This window comes from Micromonospora sp. NPDC047074, assembly GCF_040643815.1.
Classification (GTDB): domain Bacteria; phylum Actinomycetota; class Actinomycetes; order Mycobacteriales; family Micromonosporaceae; genus Micromonospora.
On the sequence record NZ_JBEYVB010000007.1, the window covers coordinates 15,663 to 33,992 of the forward strand.

At 73.6% G+C, this 18,330-nt stretch carries 13 protein-coding genes; 7 read left to right on the forward strand and 6 right to left on the reverse strand.

Annotated elements, in window-relative coordinates; all coding sequences use genetic code 11:
* The first annotated feature begins 374 nt into the window (after nucleotides 1-374).
* Nucleotides 375-3,191, forward strand: coding sequence for a pyruvate, phosphate dikinase (ppdK, locus tag ABZ809_RS12845; RefSeq protein WP_357562627.1), 2,817 nt, complete (start codon nucleotides 375-377; stop codon nucleotides 3,189-3,191).
* 112 nt (nucleotides 3,192-3,303) lie between these two features.
* On the opposite strand, the gene ABZ809_RS12850 is transcribed toward ppdK, so the two are convergent.
* Nucleotides 3,304-3,804, reverse strand: a complete 501-nt coding sequence (locus tag ABZ809_RS12850) for a roadblock/LC7 domain-containing protein (protein ID WP_357562628.1) — start codon at nucleotides 3,802-3,804, stop codon at nucleotides 3,304-3,306.
* A 180-nt stretch (nucleotides 3,805-3,984) separates the two neighbouring features.
* On the opposite strand from ABZ809_RS12850, the gene ABZ809_RS12855 reads away from it, so the two are divergent.
* The 6 genes from ABZ809_RS12855 (at nucleotide 3,985) to ABZ809_RS12880 (ending at nucleotide 10,771) form a co-directional block, all read left to right on the forward strand.
* Nucleotides 3,985-4,338, forward strand: a complete 354-nt coding sequence (locus ABZ809_RS12855) for a VOC family protein (protein WP_357562629.1) — start codon at nucleotides 3,985-3,987, stop codon at nucleotides 4,336-4,338.
* On the forward strand, nucleotides 4,335-5,657 hold the full coding sequence (locus tag ABZ809_RS12860; protein ID WP_357562630.1) for a deoxyguanosinetriphosphate triphosphohydrolase: 1,323 nt from the start codon (nucleotides 4,335-4,337) through the stop codon (nucleotides 5,655-5,657). Before ABZ809_RS12855 ends, ABZ809_RS12860 begins: the two co-directional genes overlap by 4 nt.
* A gap of 15 nt (nucleotides 5,658-5,672) precedes the next feature.
* Entirely contained in the window at nucleotides 5,673-6,509 is an 837-nt protein-coding gene (locus tag ABZ809_RS12865) for a siderophore-interacting protein (RefSeq protein WP_357562631.1), read from the forward strand.
* A gap of 93 nt (nucleotides 6,510-6,602) precedes the next feature.
* Nucleotides 6,603-8,240: a BCCT family transporter gene (locus ABZ809_RS12870; protein WP_357562632.1), complete on the forward strand. Its 1,638-nt coding sequence runs from the start codon at nucleotides 6,603-6,605 to the stop codon at nucleotides 8,238-8,240.
* 101 nt (nucleotides 8,241-8,341) lie between these two features.
* Complete coding sequence (gene dnaG, locus ABZ809_RS12875) at nucleotides 8,342-10,234, forward strand: DNA primase (protein WP_357562829.1); 1,893 nt, start codon at nucleotides 8,342-8,344, stop codon at nucleotides 10,232-10,234.
* Nucleotides 10,235-10,771 (forward strand): hypothetical protein, encoded by a 537-nt coding sequence (locus ABZ809_RS12880; protein WP_357562633.1) that lies wholly within the window; start codon nucleotides 10,235-10,237, stop codon nucleotides 10,769-10,771.
* 10 nt (nucleotides 10,772-10,781) lie between these two features.
* Here the strand turns inward: ABZ809_RS12880 and ABZ809_RS12885 are convergent, their stop codons facing one another.
* The 5 genes from ABZ809_RS12885 to ABZ809_RS12905 all read right to left on the reverse strand — a co-directional run bounded on the left by ABZ809_RS12885 (nucleotide 10,782) and on the right by ABZ809_RS12905 (nucleotide 17,902).
* Nucleotides 10,782-11,753, reverse strand: a complete 972-nt coding sequence (locus ABZ809_RS12885) for a TAXI family TRAP transporter solute-binding subunit (protein WP_357562634.1) — start codon at nucleotides 11,751-11,753, stop codon at nucleotides 10,782-10,784.
* The gene (locus tag ABZ809_RS12890; protein ID WP_357562635.1) at nucleotides 11,750-12,142 is read right to left on the reverse strand and encodes a roadblock/LC7 domain-containing protein; all 393 of its coding nucleotides are present in this window, start codon (nucleotides 12,140-12,142) and stop codon (nucleotides 11,750-11,752) included. Before ABZ809_RS12890 ends, ABZ809_RS12885 begins: the two co-directional genes overlap by 4 nt.
* Nucleotides 12,139-14,580 (reverse strand): sensor histidine kinase, encoded by a 2,442-nt coding sequence (locus ABZ809_RS12895; RefSeq protein ID WP_357562636.1) that lies wholly within the window; start codon nucleotides 14,578-14,580, stop codon nucleotides 12,139-12,141. The genes ABZ809_RS12890 and ABZ809_RS12895 overlap by 4 nt, the downstream gene beginning before the upstream one ends.
* 92 nt (nucleotides 14,581-14,672) lie before the next feature.
* Nucleotides 14,673-15,692 carry a TAXI family TRAP transporter solute-binding subunit gene (locus ABZ809_RS12900; protein ID WP_357562637.1) on the reverse strand — a complete coding sequence of 340 codons (1,020 nt, stop codon included), beginning with the start codon at nucleotides 15,690-15,692 and terminating at the stop codon, nucleotides 14,673-14,675.
* The gene (locus tag ABZ809_RS12905) at nucleotides 15,689-17,902 is read right to left on the reverse strand and encodes a TRAP transporter fused permease subunit (RefSeq protein WP_357562638.1); all 2,214 of its coding nucleotides are present in this window, start codon (nucleotides 17,900-17,902) and stop codon (nucleotides 15,689-15,691) included. The genes ABZ809_RS12900 and ABZ809_RS12905 overlap by 4 nt, the downstream gene beginning before the upstream one ends.
* Between the last annotated feature and the right edge of the window lie 428 nt (nucleotides 17,903-18,330).

An 18,330-nucleotide genomic window follows, 5' to 3' on the forward strand; every position in this document is an offset into this window, starting at 1 on the left:
TCGACCCCGGTGGGGGTCGGGTCGAGCGGCTCCGGTGCGGCGGTGGGGACGGGTGGCACGGCGACGGCTCTCCAGGGGTGTATTCGCGGTGGTTATGGCAATGGTGAGGTTCACCGAAATGCGTTCGCCCAAGAGTACGACCAGTACCGGAAATGCGTGATCGTGCGCGTGGAAGCGTTCCCAAAAACCCGTACGAACGCGGATAGTCGTGATGGCTGTGCCTATTGTCACCGAACGGTCCCAGGTCACGCGATGTTCGCTTAGCCTTCGCCCACCGGCCGGCTCGTCGCTGGGATTGCCGGTGGTCCACCCCGGGGTACTGGAAGCAACTAAACCTTCGTTAAGTGTCGGACCGGCGCGCGTGGGAGGCTCTGGTGGCAGCGCAAGAGACGGTGGAAGACAAGTACGTCTACGACTTCGCCGAGGGCAACAAGGATCTCAAGGACCTGCTCGGCGGCAAGGGGGCCAACCTGGCCGAGATGACCAATCTCGGGCTGCCGGTCCCACCGGGCTTCACGATCACCACGGAGGCCTGCAAGGCGTACCTCGCCACCGGTGAGGAGCCCGCCGGCCTGGCCGGCCAGATCGCCGCCCACCTCGAAGCTCTGGAACAGGCGATGGGCAAGCGCCTCGGCGACCCGGAGGACCCGCTGCTGGTCTCCGTCCGCTCCGGGGCCAAGTTCTCCATGCCCGGAATGATGGAGACGGTCCTCAACGTCGGCCTGAACGACCGCAGCGTCCAGGGGCTCGCCCGGCAGGCCGGCGGCTCGGCTGGCCAGCATGCCTCCGGCGGCTCGGCTGGCCAGCATGCCTTCGGCGGCTCGGCTGACCAGGCCGCCTTCGGCGGCTCGGCTGACCAGGCCGCCTTCGGCGGCGCGGACCGGTTCGCCTGGGACTCGTACCGCCGCCTGATCCAGATGTTCGGCAAGACGGTGTGCGAGGTGCCGGGCGAGGAGTTCGAGCACGCGCTCGACGACGCCAAACGCGCCAAGGGCACCCAGAACGACCTCGACCTCGACGCGGACGACCTGCGGGGGCTGGTCGACGCGTACAAGAAGATCTTCCACAAGCACACCGGGCGGGAGTTCCCGCAGGAGCCGCGCGAGCAGCTCGACCTGGCCATCCGCGCGGTCTTCGAGTCGTGGAACGCCGAGCGCGCGGTGCTCTACCGCCGCCAGGAGCGGATCCCGGCCGAGCTCGGCACCGCGGTCAACGTGGTGGCGATGGTCTTCGGCAACCTCGGCCCGGACTCCGGCACCGGCGTCGCGTTCACCCGGGACCCCGCCAGCGGCGCCCAGGGCATCTACGGCGACTACCTGGCCAACGCCCAGGGCGAGGACGTGGTGGCGGGCATCCGCAACACCGTGCCGTTGCAGGAGCTGGAGCGGTTGGACAAGAAGTCCTACGACGAACTGCTCGGCATCATGGCCCGGCTGGAGGGTCACTACCGGGACCTCTGCGACATCGAGTTCACCATCGAACGCGGCAAGCTCTGGATGCTCCAGACCCGGGTCGGCAAGCGCACCGCCGCCGCCGCGTTCGTCATCGCCGGCCAGCTCGTCGACGAGGGCCTGATCGACCTCGACGAGGCGCTGCACCGGGTCAACGGCGCGCAGCTCGCCCAGCTGATGTTCCCGCGTTTCCAGCTCGACCACGAGTTCCAGCCGGTCGCCAAGGGCATCGGCGCGTCCCCGGGCGCGGCCGTCGGCAAGGTCGTCTTCACCTCCGCCCGCGCGGTCGAGCTGGCCGCCGAGGGGGAGGCGGTGATCCTGGTCCGCCGGGAGACCAACCCCGACGACCTCAACGGCATGATCGCCGCGCAGGGCATCCTCACGTCCCGTGGTGGCAAGACCAGCCACGCCGCCGTGGTGGCCCGGGGGATGGGCAAGACCTGCGTCTCCGGCGCTGACGAGCTCGACATCAACATCCCGCAGCGCCGCTTCGTCGTCGACGGGCGGACCGTCGTCGAGGGCGACGTCGTCAGCATCGACGGCACCACCGGCAAGGTCTACCTGGGCGAGGTGCCGGTCACGCCGTCCGAGGTGGTGCAGTACTTCGAGGGCGAGCTGGACCCGGAGGGGACCGACGACGCACTGGTCAGGGCCGTACACCGGATCATGACGCACGCCGACGGCAAGCGGCGGCTCGCCGTACGCACGAACGCCGACACCGGCGCGGACGCCGCCCGGGCCCGGCGCTTCGGCGCGGAGGGCATCGGGCTCTGCCGCACCGAGCACATGTTCCTCGGCGACCGGCGTGAGCTGGTCGAGCGGCTGATCCTGGCCCGCGACAACGCCGACCGGGAGGCCGCGCTGGCCGCGCTGCTGCCGTTGCAGCGGGCCGACTTCGTGGAGATCCTGCGGGAGATGAACGGACTGCCGGTGACGGTCCGGCTGATCGACCCGCCGCTGCACGAGTTCCTGCCCCCGCTGGAGCAGCTCGCGGTCAACGTGGCGGTCGCCCAGGAACGCGGCGAGGACGTGGCCCAGGAGGAGGCGTTGCTGGCCGCCGTCCGCCGGATGCACGAGCAGAACCCGATGCTGGGGCTGCGGGGCGTACGCCTCGGGCTGGTCATCCCCGGCCTGTTCGCGATGCAGGTGCGGGCGATCGTCGAGGCGGCGGTCGAGTGCGCGAAGGACGGCGTCACGCCACGCCCGGAGATCATGGTGCCGCTGGTCGGGGCCGTGCAGGAGTTGGAGACGGTACGCGCCGAGGCGGAGCGGATCATCGCCGACGTGACCCGCGACCAGCCGGTCGAGGTGCTGATCGGCACGATGATCGAGGTGCCCCGGGCGGCGCTGACCGCCGGCCAGATCGCCGAGGCGGCGCAGTTCTTCTCCTTCGGCACCAACGACCTGACCCAGATGGGCTGGGGCTTCTCCCGCGACGACGTCGAGGGCGCGTTCTTCTGGCGCTACCTGGAACTGGGCATCTTCGGCATCTCGCCGTTCGAGTCGATCGACCGCGACGGCGTGGGCCGGCTGGTCCGCATCGCCGCCGAGGAGGGTCGGGCGGCCCGGCCGGGGCTGAAGCTCGGGGTCTGCGGCGAGCACGGCGGTGACCCGGAGTCGGTGCACTTCTTCCACGAGGTCGGCCTGGACTACGTGTCCTGCTCGCCCTTCCGGGTGCCCGTCGCCCGGCTGGAGGCCGGCCGGGCGGCCGTGGAGACGGACGGCTCGGACAGTCGCTGACGCGGACAATCGGCAGGGCGGCGGCGGACCCGGGGGAGCGGGGGCCGCCGCCGCTGCCGTTTCAGCCTGACCGGTGCTGTCCACCGGGGCTGGACGTGCGGTTTCGGACGGTTCAGACCGGTGGGCGACGCCAGCTGTGGTGGGGGTGGCGCCGGGGCAGGGGCCGCCCCGGCGGGTGGGTCGCGAGTGGGGCGTGCGTCTCGGGCACCGGCGTCGCCCCGATCCGGCGGCGGGCGTCCAGCACCGAGCCGGCGCGCCGGGCCACGGCCCGCGCGTCGGTGTGCAGCGCCTCCAGGTCGGCGGTGCCCTCGGCGACGAGCGTCAGTAGGGCGTTGCTCCCCACGGGATAGGTGACGACGGCACCGGCCGAGGTGCGGACCACCGACTCACGGAACTCGCCGCGCCCTGCCGTGTCGGCCACCCGGTGGCCGAGACCGAAGCTGGCCGCCGCGAGCGCCGCCAGATGGGTGGCGTCCGTCGCCGGCAGGTCACTGGATATCAGCAGGCCGTCGGTGCCGGCCAGCACCGTGCCCGTCACCTCGGGGCGGCGCCGGCGCAGCCCCAGCAATTCCGTTCCCATCATCGTGTCCGCGTCCACGGGTGTCTCTCCCACCGTCGGGCCCTCAGTCTGGTCACGTTCCGCGCTGGGAACGCTACCGGGGGCCATGCCGGAGCGCGATCCCGTAACGGTCGGCAATCGGGTGACAACTCTCATCTGTTCGGAGGTTGCGCGACCGTCGGGCTTGGCGACGGCGGCGAGCCGTTCGGCGCGCCCGGGCGTAACCTGATCGACATGAGCAGCGCCTGGGAGAGCCTGACCGTCGACGCCCGGGATCCGGCCCGGCTCGCCCGCTGGTGGGCCGAGGCGCTGGGCTACCAGGTGGTCACCGAGCGGCTGGACGAGGTGGAGATCCGGCGCTCCGGCGAGCGCCGGCCCGGCCTCCTCTTCGTGTCGGCCCCCGACGACAAGGAGAGCCGCAACCGGCTGCGCCTCGACCTGCGTCCCGACGACCAGGAGGCCGAGGTCGAGCGGCTGGTCGACATGGGCGCCCGGCACGTCGATGTCGGGCAGGGCGACGGCGCGTGGACCATGCTGGCCGACCCGGAGGGCAACGAGTTCCGCGTGCTGCGGCAGCGTGCGGATTGAGCGTCCGGCCGGGGGCGGGCGACCCGGCCGCCGCCCGCTGGGCCGCTGAACGGCCGAAGGACACCGGGTACGGGCGGTCGGCGTACGAGCGGGACCGCGCCCGGGTGCTGCACTCGGCGGCGTTCCGGCGGCTCGCGGCCAAGACCCAGGTGCACACGGCCGGCACGGACGACTTCCTGCGGACGCGGCTGACGCATTCGCTGGAGGTCGCGCAGATCGCCCGCGAGATGGGGGCCCGGCTGGGCTGCGACCCGGACGTGGTGGACACGGCCGGGCTCGCCCACGACCTGGGGCACCCGCCGTTCGGGCACAACGGCGAGGACGCGCTGGACGAACTCGCCGCCGGGTGCGGTGGCTTCGAGGGCAACGCGCAGACGCTGCGGGTGCTGACCCGGCTGGAGGCCAAGGTGATCGCCCCCGGCGGCGCCTCCGCCGGCCTCAACCTCACCCGTGCCTCGCTCGACGCGGTCAGCAAGTACCCGTGGCCCCGCCAGCCGGGCGTCCGGAAGTTCGGGGTGTACGCCGACGACCTGCCCGTCTTCGCCTGGCTGCGGGCCGGCGTCCCGCCCGGCGCCGACGTGGCGCCCCCCGGCGGCCGGCGCTGCCTGGAGGCGCAGGTGATGGACTGGGCCGACGACGTCGCGTACTCGGTGCACGACGTCGAGGACGGCATCCACGGCGGATACGTGTCGCTGCGCCCGCTGCTGGCCGACCCGCAGGAGCGGGCCGCGCTCTGCGCCGACGTCGCCGCCACCTACTCCGGCGAGTCCCCGGCCGACCTCGGCGACGTGTTGACGGAACTGCTCGGCGACCCGGTGCTCGCCCCGCTGGCCGGATACGACGGCAGCCACCGCGCGCAGGCCGCGCTGAAGGCGACCACCAGCGTGCTGACCGGCCGGTTCGTCTCGGCCGTGGTGGCGGCCACGCGGGAACGGTACGGCCCGGGGCCGCACCGCCGGTACGCCGCCGACCTGGTGGTGCCGCGGCGGACCCGGGCGCGGTGCGCGTTGCTCAAGGGCATCGCCCTGCGGTACGTGATGCGTCGCCCCGGCGCGGAGGACCGCTACCGGCGGCAGCGGGAGATCCTGGCCGAACTGGTGGACGCCCTGGCCGGCCGGGCGCCGGACGGGCTGGATCCCGTCTTCGCCCCGCTCTGGTCGGCCGCGCCGGACGACGCGGCCCGGCTCCGGGTGGTGATCGACCAGGTCGCCTCGCTGACCGACCCGGCGGCCGTCGCCTGGCACGCACGCCTGACGCGCCATGCCGGGGGTGGCAGCCCGGCGGCGGAAAGCGCCGGGTGGGCTGACGAGCATAGTTAGGCTAACCTAACCGGCATGACGGATCGCCCCAAGAAGGTCACGGCCACCCGGGTGCTGCGCACCGGGCGGCCCACCCCCCACCTGGTCCGACTGGTGCTCGGGGGGGAGGAGCTGGCCGGCCTGCCGGTGGGCGAGTTCACCGACCACTACATCAAGATCGTATTTCCGGTGCCGGGCGTCGACTACCCGAGCCCGCTGGACCTCGACGCGATCCGTCGCGACCTGCCCCGGGAGCAGTGGCCCCGGCTGCGCGCGTACACGGTGCGGGCCTTCGACCCGGTGGCCGGCGAGCTGACCGTCGACATCGTGCACCACGGCGACGAGGGCCTGGGCGGGCCGTGGGCGGCCGCGCTGCGCCCCGGCGACCCGGTGCACTTCGTCGGCCCCGGCGGCGCGTACGCGCCCAGCCAGGAGGCCGACTGGCACCTGCTGGTCGGCGACGAGAGCGCGCTGCCGGCGATCGCCGCCGCCCTGGAGCGGCTGCCCGTCGACGCCCCGGCCGCCGTGTTCGTCGAGGTCGCCGACCCGGCCGAGGAGCAGCCGCTGGCCAGCCCGGGCGCGGTGCGGCTGACCTGGCTGCACCGGGGCGAACGCCCGGTCGGCGAGGCCCTGGTCGCGGCGGTCCGCGACCTGGAGTTCCCGCCCGGCGACGTGCACGCCTTCGTCCACGGCGAGGCCACCTTCGTCAAGGAGCTGCGCCGCCTGCTCCGCGTCGAGCGCGGCGTGTCCCGCGAGCGGCTCTCCATCTCCGGCTACTGGCGCCGGGGCCTGACCGACGAGGGCTGGCGCGCCAGCAAGCCCGAGTGGAACCGCCAGGTGGAGGCCGAGGAGGCCGTCGCCATCTCGGCCTGACCGGTCACCGGCCCGCACCCGGCGGCGGCACGCGTTCGCCCGATAACGCCGTGTGCCGCCCTCCTGCCCAGCAGGATGGGCACGGGGGTGACCATGAGCGGGCAGGTACGCCACCGGCCGCGGGCCGACGGCCGGGTCGACCGGACGGTGCTGGGGCTCAGCGTCGGCGGCGTGCTGGCCGTGGTGGCGTGGGGCGTGCTGGCCCGGGGCTCCCTGGCCGGGTTCGGCGAGGCGGGCCTGGCCTGGGTGATCGACACCTTCGGCTGGTTCTTCGTGCTGGCCGCCGACGCCTTCCTGGTGCTCTCGGTGGTGATCGCGGCGACGAAGTTCGGCCGGATCCGGCTCGGCGCCGACGACGACGAACCGGAGTTCAGCACCCTCGCCTGGGTGGCCATGATGTTCAGCGCCGGCATGGGGATCGGCCTGGTCTTCTACGCCGTCGCCGAGCCGATCGAGCACTACGCCACCCCACCCCCGGCGACCGGCGTCGCGGCGAACACCGGGGCCGCCGCTGCGGCGGCGATGCGGTACACGCTCTTCCACTGGACGCTGCACCCGTGGGCGATCTACTCGGTGGTGGCGCTCGCGCTGGCGTACTCGACCTTCCGCAAGGGGCGGCCGAACCGGATCTCGGCCGCCTTCCAGCCACTGCTCGGTACGCGGGCCGACGGGCCGGTCGGCCGCGCGATCGACCTGCTGGCCGTCTTCGCCACCGTGTTCGGCTCGGCGACCAGCCTCGGCCTCGGCGCGCTCCAGGTCGCCGCCGGGCTCGACCTGACCACCCCTGTCGGTGACTCCACCGCGGTCGAGCTGGTGGTGGTCGGCGCCCTCACCCTGGCGTTCGTCGTCTCCGCCTTCTCCGGCCTGCACCGGGGCATCAAGTGGCTGTCCACCACCAACGTCGTGCTCGCCGTCGCCCTGATGGTGTTCGTGTTCGTGGCCGGCCCGACGATCTACACGCTGGAGGTGCTGCCCGCGGCGGTCGGCGACTACCTGAGCAGCCTGCTCACGATGTCCACCCGCACGGGCGCCTTCTCCGACCCGGCCTGGCTGGGCAACTGGACGATCTTCTACTGGGCGTGGTGGATCTCCTGGGCGCCGTTCGTCGGCATCTTCGTCGCCCGGATCTCCCGGGGGCGCACCGTCCGGCAGTTCGTCGCCGGGGTGCTGCTGGTGCCCAGCGGGGCCAGCGTGGTCTGGTTCGCGGTGCTGGGCGGCAGCGCCCTGCGGGTGCAGGCCACCGGCACCCGGGACCTGGTCGCCGACGTGCGGGCGGGCACCGAGCGGGCCCTGTTCGGCCTGCTGGAGGCGCTGCCCCTGGCGGGCCTGACCACCCTGCTGGCGATGGTGCTGGTCGCGCTCTTCTTCGTCACCGGCGCCGACTCCGCCGCGCTGGTGCTCGGCTCGTTGACCTCCCGGGGGGCGCTGCGCCCGCACCGCGCGCTGGTGGTGGTCTGGGGGGTGCTCATCGGTACCGTGGCCGCCGTGCTGCTGCTGGTGGGCGGGCTGGACGCGCTGCAACAGGCGACGATCCTGGTCGCCCTGCCGTTCGTCGTGGTGATGCTCGGCCTGGCCGTAGCCCTGGTCCGGGACATGGCCCGGGACCCGGCGGTCAACCCGCCGCCGCGGGTCCGCCGCTCCGGCCTGGCCGCCGCGATCCGGGCCGCCCGGTCGTACGACGAGGAGGACCCGCCGCCGGTGCGGCGCTACCTGCGCCGGCCGCGCCCGTAGCCCGGCCCGGTACCGACCCCGGGGGCGATCGCCCGAGGTGACGGCGGCGGTCGCCACCCGTGGCGTCCCCCGGCGGCGTGCCGTCGGTGGGACAGGGCAGGATGTACGGCGAGGGGGTGGCGGAGATGGCTGGGCGGATCCGGGACGAGGACATCGCGCTGGTCCGGGAGCGCAGCTCGATCGCCGACGTCATCTCCGAGACGGTGACGCTGAAGTCGGCCGGCGCCGGCAACCTCAAGGGGTTGTGCCCGTTCCACGACGAGAAGAGCCCGTCGTTCAACGTCTCGCCCGCCCGCAACGTCTGGTACTGCTTCGGCTGCGGCGCCGGTGGCGACGCGATCAAGTTCCTGATGGACGCCGAGCATCTCAGCTTCGTCGAGTCGGTCGAGCGGCTCGCCGACCGGGCCGGCATCCAGTTGCGCTACGTCGAGGGCGACTCCGCCGCGCCGCGCCCCCGCCCGCAGCAGGGGCAGCGGCAGCGCCTGGTCGCCGCGCACGCCGCCGCCGTCGAGTTCTACCGTGCCCAGCTCACCACCGCCGGCGCGCGCCCCGCCCGGGAGTTCCTGGCCCGACGGGGCTTCGACCGGGCCGCCGCCGAGCGCTACGGCTGCGGCTTCGCCCCGGACGCCTGGGACCTGCTCACCAAGCACCTGCGCCAGCAGGGCTTCAGCCACGACGAGCTGGTCACGGGTGGGCTGTCCCGGCCGTCCCGCTCCGGCACGCTGATCGACCGGTTCCGCCGCCGGCTGATGTGGCCGATCCGCGACATCGGCGGCGACGTGATCGGGTTCGGGGCCCGCAAGCTCTTCGACGACGACGACGGCCCGAAATACCTGAACACCCCCGAGACGCCCATCTACAAGAAGTCACACGTCCTCTACGGCATCGACCAGGCCAAGCGGGAGATCGCCAAGCAGGGCAAGGTGGTGGTGGTCGAGGGCTACACCGACGTGATGGCCTGCCACCTGGCCGGGGTGCCGACGGCCGTGGCGACCTGCGGCACGGCGTTCGGCGCGGACCACATCGGGGTGCTGCGGCGGCTGCTGCTGGACACCGACGACGTGGCGGGGGAGATCATCTTCACCTTCGACGGGGACGCCGCCGGCCAGAAGGCCGCCCTGCGCGCCTTCGAGGACGACCAGCGCTTCGTCGGGCGTACGTTCATCGCGGTGAGCCCCGACAACATGGACCCGTGCGACCTGCGCCTGGCCAAGGGCGACCTGGCGGTCCGCGACCTGGTCGCCCGCCGCGAGCCGCTTGTCGACTTCGCGCTCCGGCACGTCATCAACAGGTACGACCTCGACACCGTCGACGGCCGGGTGGAGGCGATGCGCCGGGCCGCGCCGCTGGTCGCCAAGCTCAAGGACCGGGAGAAGCGCCCGGAGTACGTCCGCAAGCTGGCCGGTGACCTCGGCATGGAGATCGAGCCGGTGCAGCGGGCCGTGCTGGCCGCCGCGTCGGCCACCCCCGAGCGGGACGCCGCGCCGACGCCCCGGCCCGCCCCGGCCGAGCCCGTGGTCGACAACCCGCAGTCGATGGTCGAGCGGGAGGCGCTGAAGCTCGCCCTCCAGGAGCCGGTGCTGGCCGGGCCGATGTTCGACGCGATCGAGGCCTCGGAATACCGCCATCCCGTGCACGTGGCGGTGCGGGCGGCCGTCGCGTCCGCCGGCGGGGCCGCCACGGCGACCGGCGGCGCGGTCTGGATCGAGTCGGTCCGCGACGCCTGCGAGGACCTGGCGGCCCGGGCGCTCGTCGGCGAGCTGGCAGTGGAACCACTGCGCATCGACGGCGAGCCCGACCCGCGCTACGTGTCGGTCACCATGGCCCGGTTGCAGTGGGGCTCGGTGACCGGCCGGATCAGGGACCTGAAGTCCCGGATCCAGCGGATCAACCCGGTCAACAACAAGGACGACTACTTCGCCGCCTTCGGTGAGTTGCTGTCGCTGGAGCAGCACGCCCGGGCGCTACGCGAGCAGGCCGCGGGAGGACTGTAGATGGGACTGTTCCGCCGTAAGCCGAAGCTGCGCCCGGCCGACCGCCCTCCGCTGGCCGCCGACGAGCGGGTGCTCGCCTGGGCCGCGGTGGGTGACGGCGAGGGCGGCGGCGTGGTGGTGGCCAGCAACCTCGGGCTGTGGCTGCCCGGCCGGCAGGACCGGCTCGGCTGGCACGACATCCTCAAGGCGGTCTGGTCCGGCCGCGAGCTGACGGTCACGCCGGCCGAGCGGATCGCCGAACGCGACGGCTACCTGCTGGTGGCGGACCACCCGGCCGAGAGCCACCTGCTGCTCGACCCGGGCGAGCTGCCGCACCAGGTGCGGGAGCGGGTCACCCGGTCGGTGGCGTACACCCAGCACCATCCGGTGCCGGGCGGTGCCGGCCGGGTGGCGGCGCGCCGGGTGCCGGGCGTCGACGGCCTCACGTGGACGGTCCGCCTCGACCCCGGCACCCCGACCGACGACCCGGAGGCGCTGGCCGAGATCGACCACCTCGTGGCCGCCGCCCGCGCCGCCACCGCCCCGGCGGACGCCTGACCGGTGCGGGTCACCCGCCCTGGTAGAAGCGGGCGGCCCCCGGGTGCAGCGGGATCGGGTCGGTGCCGGCGGCGCTCTGCCGGGTGAAGTTGCCGCCCTCCGGATGCACGCCGACCAGGTCCGCCTGGTAGGCGAAGAGCAGCCGGGTCAGGTCGTACGCCAGTTGGTCGGGCATGTCGGCGCTGACCAGGATGACGTTCGCCACCGTGACCGTCGGCGTGCCGCTCTTCGTCTTGTAGACGTCCTTCGGCAGTTCCGCCGTGGTGTAGACCGATCCGTGGCGCGCGGTCAGCGGCTCCATCAGGTCGACGATCGGCAGCAGCGAGTACTTCCCCGGCGCGCTGGAGAGCAGGTCGGCGACGCCCGGCGTGGGCAGGCCGCCGGAGAAGAACATCGCGTCGAGCGTGCCGGCCCGCATCCGCTTCACGGTCTCCGGCAGGGAGAGCGTGGCCCGGCGGACGTCCCGGTCGGGGTCGAGCCCGGCGGCCGTCAGCAGGCGTCCGGCGATGATGTCCGTACCGGACCTCGGCGAGCCGGTGGAGACCCGCTTCCCGCGCAGCTCCGACAGCTTGGTGACCTCCGCGTCGGTGCGGACGATCACGTGGGTGTAGTTGCTGTAGACCCGGGCCAGCGCCCGGACCGGCTGGCGCTGGCCCTCGAAGGCGCCGCGCCCCTGGACGGCGTCCGCCGCCGTGTCCGCCAGGCTGAACGCGATCTCCATGTCCCCGCTGGTCAGCCGGTTGATGTTCTCCACCGACGCGCCGGTCGGCTCGGCCCGCGCCTCGTAGCCGGGCAGGTGGCGGGTGATCACGTCCGCGTACCCGCCGCCGAGCTGGTAGTAGACGCCTGTGGTGTTGCCGGTGGCGAGGAAGATCCGGCCGCCGTGCCAGGGCTGCGGCCCCGGCTCGGCGGTGGCACCGCAACCGGCGGCGAGCACGGTCGCCAGCAGAGCCGCCAGCAACCGGGAGGGCCGTCCGATCACGCCCGGACCGCCGGCTCCAGGGCCTCCGCCACCCGCTGGACCAGCATGGCGGTCTCGTAGCCGATCTGGCCCAGATCGCAGCCGGGCGCGGCGAGCACCCCGACGAGCGCGCGCTCGCCGACCGCCATCACCAGCATCACCCCACCGTCCATGTCGACGATCTGCTGGCGTACCCGGCCGGCGGACATCAGCCGGGCGGCGCCGACGGTCAGGCTCGCCAGGCCGCTGATCACGGCGGAGAGCTGGTCCACCTGGTCGGTCGAGAGATGGGGCGAGGCCGCCAGCCGCAGGCCGTCCCCGGAGACGGCGAGGGCGTGCGACACGTCCGGCACCTGTTCGGCGAAGTTGGCCAGGAGCCAGTCCAGGCCGGCGCTCACGGATGGGGTCATAAGGTTCTCCTGGTGGGTGTCGTCTGGTTACGTCGCGTCGCGGCGGCCACTCCCTCCGCGAGCGAGGACAGCCGGGACCGCACGACCTCGGGGTCGAGCAGGTCACCCGCCGGTCGGGTCGGTGGCGCCTCGTGCAGCGTGGCCGGCAGTTGGCCGCCCCGGGTACGGCGGGGCAGCCCGGCCTCCGTGATCGGGGGCGGCGCCGGGTGGGGCGGGGGCGCGGCGCCATTGCCGGACCCGGCCGGATTCGCGCCGAGCACCGGGAGCGCGACCGTCGGCGCGTGGTGGACACTGGCCGGGTCGGGCACGGTGGCCGGGTTGCGAACCCCGGTCCGGGGCTGGAACCAGGCGGTCTGTGCGGCGGCGGCGGGGGCCTGCCTGCGCAGGTCGTGGACGGGGGGCACCGGCATCCGCCGGTCCTGGACGGGCGGCGCCGGCGTGCGCGCCACCTGTGCGGCCGGCGTCGGCGGGCGTCCCCCCTGGGCCGCCGGCACCGGCGCGCGCCCGTCCGGGCCGGACCGCGAAGCGACCGCCTCGACCCGGGTCAGGGCCGACTCCGGGATCTCCACGTGCGCGACGGTGCCCGCCCCGCTGCTGTGCAACTGCACCCGCACCCCGAGCCGGGTCGCCAGGTGGGCCACCACGTGCAGGCCCATGCTGCCGGCCGACGCGCTGGAGAGCATCGCGGGGGCGAGCAGCCGCTCGTTGATCGCGGTGAGCCGGCTGTCGCTGATGCCGATGCCCTGGTCGTGCACGCGCAGTGTGAGCCCGTCGATCGTGCGCCGGCCGTCGACGTGCACCGGGGCGTTCGGCGGGGAGTAGACGGTGGCGTTCTCCAGCAGCTCGGCGAGGAGGTGGACCAGGTTGCCCACCGCGGCGCCGTGCACCGCGGCGGTCGGCACGTCGACCTCCACCCGCGGGTAGTCCTCGATCTCCGAGGCGGCCGCCCGGACCACGTCGGCGAGCAGGTGGGCGCCGTCGTGCGTACGGCCGGGCTCCCCGCCCGCGAGGACCAGGAGGTTCTCGCCGTTGCGTCGCATGCGGGCGGCGAGGTGGTCCAGGGCGAAGAGCCGGGACAGCGCGTCGGGGTCGGTCTCCTCGCGTTCGAACTCGTCGAGCAGCCGCAGCTGCCGGGTGATCAGGGTACGGATGCGCCGGGCCAGCGCCTCGGCCATCCGCGTCACGTCCATGCGGACCTCGGCCTGCTCACCGGCCAGGCGCAGAGCGGCCCGGTTCACCGTGTCGAACGCCTGGGCGACCTGGGCGATCTCGTCCCGGCCCTGGCCGATGCCGGCGGTCATCCGGGTGGCCGCGCCGTCGGCCGGCGTACTGTCGCCGGCCGCGATCGCGGTGATCCGCTCCGGCAGCTCGCGGTGCGCCATGGTGAGCGCCGCGACCCGCAGCCGGCGCAGTCGCCGGGCCGTGCGGACGGCGAGCAGCACCGCGGCGGTCAGCGACGCCAGCGCGACGGCGGAGGTCGCGCCGCCGGTGATCAGGGCCCGCAGCTGGGCGTCCCGGGCCAGGCGGGCGGCCTGCCGGTCGAGTTCCTCGGAGAGTTCCCGGCCGAGCAGGTTGTACCGCCGGATGGCCCCGCTCTGGGCCACGTACCAGGCGTCGCCGTCGGTCCGCAGGCCCGCGGGCTCGGTCTCCGCGTTGAGCGCGCTGTCGCGCATCCGCCGGGCGGTGGAGACGTCCGTCCCGGCCACCAACCGGGTGTACGCGTCCGCCGCCGATTCGCTGGCGATCCGGGAGAACTCGGCCTGGCGCTGCTCCTGCGCGCCCCGCAGCTGGCCGAGGCGGACCAGCTCCCCGTCCACCAGCGCGCCCCGCACGAAGACGGTACGGAGCAGGTCGCGCTCCACCGCGGCGAGGTGTTCCTGGGCGGCGACCGCGGCCACCTCCCGCGCCCCGTTGGCCAGCTCCCGGTCGCGGAGCTGGGCCGGCAGCGCGTCGGCGACGGCGAGCAGCGACTCGACCAGGGACAGGTAGGTCGGATCGGCGGTGCCGCCGGTCAGCGCGGATCCGCGGGCCGGGGTGAGCTGGCCGAGCTGCGCGTCGGCGCCGTCGAGCACCCGGCTGAGGTCGGGGGCGGCCTGGCGTGCGTCCTGGCTGGCGCTGCGGTACCGCTCGACGGACGCGTCCACCCGGCGCCGTTGCGCGTCGACGAGGGGACGACCGGCGGTGCCGCCCCGCTGGCGCAGCGCCGTCGTCTCACCGAGTTCCCGCTCCAGCTCGTGCACCAGGCGCACCGTGGCTGTCGCGGTGCCGGCCAGCACCCGGGCACGGTCCGCGTCGTCGGTGGCGGCCAGGGCGATGGCGGTCTGGGTGGAGCCCAGCACCACCAGACCCGCCGTGGCCACCAGGATGGGCGCGAGCAGCTGGGTGCGTACCGACCACAGGCGGTTGGTGTGGTCGACGGGCCGGTGGTGGCGACGCACGCGGCCGGGGGTGGGGAGGGACACTCGGGCCTTCCGGTGGTGGGGGCGGAGGCGCCGGGCCCGGGCGGACGCCCGGACCCGGCACCGGGGGATCAGCTCGCGCCGAGGTCCTGCAACGCCTTCGCCGCCCCGCGGTGCAGCTGGACGGGGTCGGTCTTGCGGGCGTTCTCCAGGCTGATGCCCTTGGCGGCCGGGTTGGCCTGGGCCAGGGCGTCCTTCTTCTCGAAGACGGTCCGGGCGATCGCGCAGGCCACGTTCGCGTTGAGGTCCTTGCGGACCAGCAGCACGTTCGGCACCACGATGGTCGGGGTGGCCGCGGGGGTCTTGTAGACGTCCGCGGCGATGTTGCCCGCCTGGTAGGCCGGGTTGATCTCGGCCATCTTGGGCAGCAGCGGGGTGATGTCGATGAACTTCACCTTGTCGCCGGCGGTCGTGAACAGGTCGGTCAGGCCGCCCGTGGGCACGCCGCCCGACCAGAACAGGCCGTCGATGCTGCCGTCCTTGACGCCCTCGACGGTCTTGGTCAGGTCGAGCCGCTGCGCCTGGATGTCCTTGGCCGGGTCGAGGCCGGCGGCCTCCAGCAGCCGGTTGGCGATGACCTCGGTGCCGGACTTCGGCGAGCCGGTGGAGATCTTCTTGCCCTTCATGTCGGCGACCGAGTTGATCCCCGAGTCGGCCCGGACGACGACCTGCGTGTAGTTGTCGTAGATCCGGGCGAGCGCCTCGACGGGCTGCGGGGCCGTGAAGGAGCCCTTGCCCTGCACCGCGTTGACCGCCGTGTCGAACAGCGAGAAGGCGACGTCGTACTGGCCGGCGACGAGCTGCTCGATGTTCTGCACCGAGGCGCCGGTCTCGGCGGCGGTGCCGCTCAGCTTGCCGTCGGTCGCCCCGGAGAGCTGACCGGCCAGGGCGTTGCCGACCACGTAGTAGACGCCGGTGGCATTGCCGGTGGCGATGCCGACGCGGGTGCTCTCGGTGACCTTGCAGGTGATCTCACTGGCGGCGTCGTCCTTGGTCGCGCCGTCCTGACGGCCTCCGCAACCGGCGGTGCCAGCCGCGACGAGGGCCAGCGCGCCAACCCCCGCGGCGAACCGCACGTTGATCCGTCTCACTGTCTTTCCTCCCCATGGTTCACCGGTGGTTGTGCTGACGGCCCGCCGGTCCGGCCGGCGGATCCGCGTCTGACGAGCACACCCGCCACCATGACGGCCGCCAGTACGGCGCCGATCGTGACGGGCACGGGTTCGAGCCAGAGCAGCGTCAGCCCGGCGAGCGCGCCGACGATCCGCTCCGGCGTGCCGGCGGGGCCGACGCCGGGCAGCCAGCCGCCCGCCGCCACCGCCAGCACGGCGACACTGAGGGCGGCGACCGCCCCGGCCACCGCGATCCGCTGCGGGCCCCCGATGCCGAGCAGCCCGAGGCCGGTCGGGGTCACCACGAAGGCGAGCGGGATGAGGTAGGCCGGCAGGGCGTACCGCAGGGTCTGCCACATGGTCGGCACCAGCCGGCCGCCGGTCACCGCGGCGGCGGCCACCGCGGCGAGCGCGGTCGGCGGGGACGCCTCGGACAGGACCGCGAAGTAGAAGACGAACATCGCCGCGGCGGGCGCGCTGACGCCCAGGTCCAGCAGGGCCGGACCGATGATCACCCAGCCGATCACGAACGACGCGGTGACCGGCACGGCCAGGCCGAGCAGGGTGAGGGCGACGGCGGCGAGCAGCGCGGTGAGCGCCAGCACGACGGCGGGCTCGGAGCTGACGGCCTGGGCGCCGCTGACCAGCAGCGCCGCCGCCTGCGGGCCGAGACCGGTCTTGGTGGTGGTGGCCGTGATGATGCCGGCCGCCGCGCAGACCGCGCTGACCGCGAGGACGCCGCGCACGCCGGCGCTGAGCGCGGCGAGCAGGCGGGCGGGGGTGAGCCGGTGCCGACGGTCGAGGAAGGACAGCACGGCGGCCAGGATGGTGGCCAGCACCACGGCCCTCGTCGCGGAGAAGCCGACGGCGAGCAGGCCGACGATCGCGAAGAGCGACAGGAAGTGGTAGCCGAACCGGGCCAGCAGCCGCCCCGCGGAGGTCGTGTCGATGACCACCGGGCGGACGCCCGAACGGCGGGCGTCGATCTCGACCGCCAGGAGGATGCCGAGGTAGTAGAGCACCGTCGGGACGGTGGCCCAGCCGAGCACCTGGAGGTAGGACACGCCGAGGTACTCGGCGATGATGAAGGCCGCCGCGCCGAGGGTGGGCGGGGAGAGGATCGCCCCGACACCGGCGGCGGCGAGCATGCCGCCGGCCCGCTCCGGCGGGTAGCCGGCCCGGCGCAGGACGGGCCAGGTGACCGCGCCGATGCTGACCGTCGTCGCCGCGCCCGATCCGGAGACGGTGCCGAGCAGGAATCCGGAGGCGACGGCCGTACGCCCGGCGGCGGTCCGCGAGCGCCGGAAGGCTGCGGCGGAGAGCTCCACGAAGAACCGCCCGGCCCCGGAGAGGTCCAGCACCGCGCCGTAGATGGTGAACAGCACGATGTACGTCGCCGCGACGTCGAGCGGGGTGCCGTAGAAGCCGCTGTCGGAGTTGTAGAGGCCGTCGACGATCTGTCCGAAGTCGAGGCCGGCGTGCGCGACCGGCCAGGACTGGGGCAGCAGCCCGCCGTAGTAGCCGTAGCCGAGGAAGACCAGGCAGACCGCCGGCAGGATCCATCCGGTGGTGCGCCGGCACGCCTCCAGCAGCAGGACCAGCAGCACCGTGCCCATCGCCACGTCGACGCCGACCAGCAGGCCCTGCCGGTCGAGGAAGGCGTCATAGCCACCGCCACCGGGGCCCAGCGCGACGGGGACCACCGGGTAGAGGCAGCTGACCAGCGCGGCGAGGGCCAGGACCCAGTCCGGCAGGCTGGGGCCGCGTCGCTCGCGGCGGGCCTCGGTCCCGGCGCCGGTCGGGCGTTCCCCGGGACTGGTCGGGTGGTCTTCGGGGTTGGTCGGGTGGCCTTCGGCGCCGGTCGGGCGGTCGGTTCCCGTCCGGCGCAGTCGCCTCGGCAACCGCAGATCCGCCGGGTACGCCAGGAAGACCATCGGCAGGATGCCGGCCAGGAAGATGATCAGGTAGAACTTGCTGCCCTGCGGCAGCGGGCTGAACACCTGCCAGAGGGCGAGCAGCCCGATCGCCAGCGTCGTGCCGGTGACCAGCACGCCGACCGGCCCGGACAGTTCCCTGCCGGGCTTCTCGTCCTCGAACTGGGCGGCCAGTTCCCGGGCGTCGGGCGTCGGGCCGTCGGGATCGGTCCGGTTGTCCGACTCGGGCGGCAACGGGACCGCGTTTCCGTCCACCGTGGACTGTGTGCCCGCGGAGGGCGACTGCGGGGTGGACTCGCCGGATGAACGCACTGGTGGCACGAGGGGGCACGATACGCGAATTACATACGTCATGGAATATTGCTGATCATGATTGCGGTCAGTAATGAAAATGGACCGCCGACTACTCAGCGAGATCCCAATTGAACCCCTGTTCGTGCAGGTGCCCGTGCTGGGGCTGGCAAAAATGCGGCATTTACGGGGTCGATTGCATCCGATGCGTCCGCTCTGGTCCGATGGTCGTCCGGGATGGATTGCCCGGCCCTGCCGCCGCCGCGACAACCGGGTAGGCGCCTAAGGTGATCACCTAGCGTAATCTTCGTCGCTCTCCGTTGCCGGAAGCGGCCTGACCAGGGTGGCCGACCCCTACCGTCCGGCCACCCCTATCTCTGCGCGGCAGGCTC

Coding starts and splice junctions, on each gene's coding strand:
- ABZ809_RS12855 (WP_357562629.1), top strand. CDS start 3,985: ATGAGCAGCGCCTGGGAGAGCCTGACCGTCGACGCCCGGGATCCGGCC.
- ABZ809_RS12865 (WP_357562631.1), top strand. CDS start 5,673: ATGACGGATCGCCCCAAGAAGGTCACGGCCACCCGGGTGCTGCGCACC.
- ABZ809_RS12870 (WP_357562632.1), top strand. CDS start 6,603: ATGAGCGGGCAGGTACGCCACCGGCCGCGGGCCGACGGCCGGGTCGAC.
- dnaG (WP_357562829.1), top strand. CDS start 8,342: ATGTACGGCGAGGGGGTGGCGGAGATGGCTGGGCGGATCCGGGACGAG.
- ABZ809_RS12880 (WP_357562633.1), top strand. CDS start 10,235: ATGGGACTGTTCCGCCGTAAGCCGAAGCTGCGCCCGGCCGACCGCCCT.
- ABZ809_RS12890 (WP_357562635.1), bottom strand. CDS start 12,142: ATGACCCCATCCGTGAGCGCCGGCCTGGACTGGCTCCTGGCCAACTTC.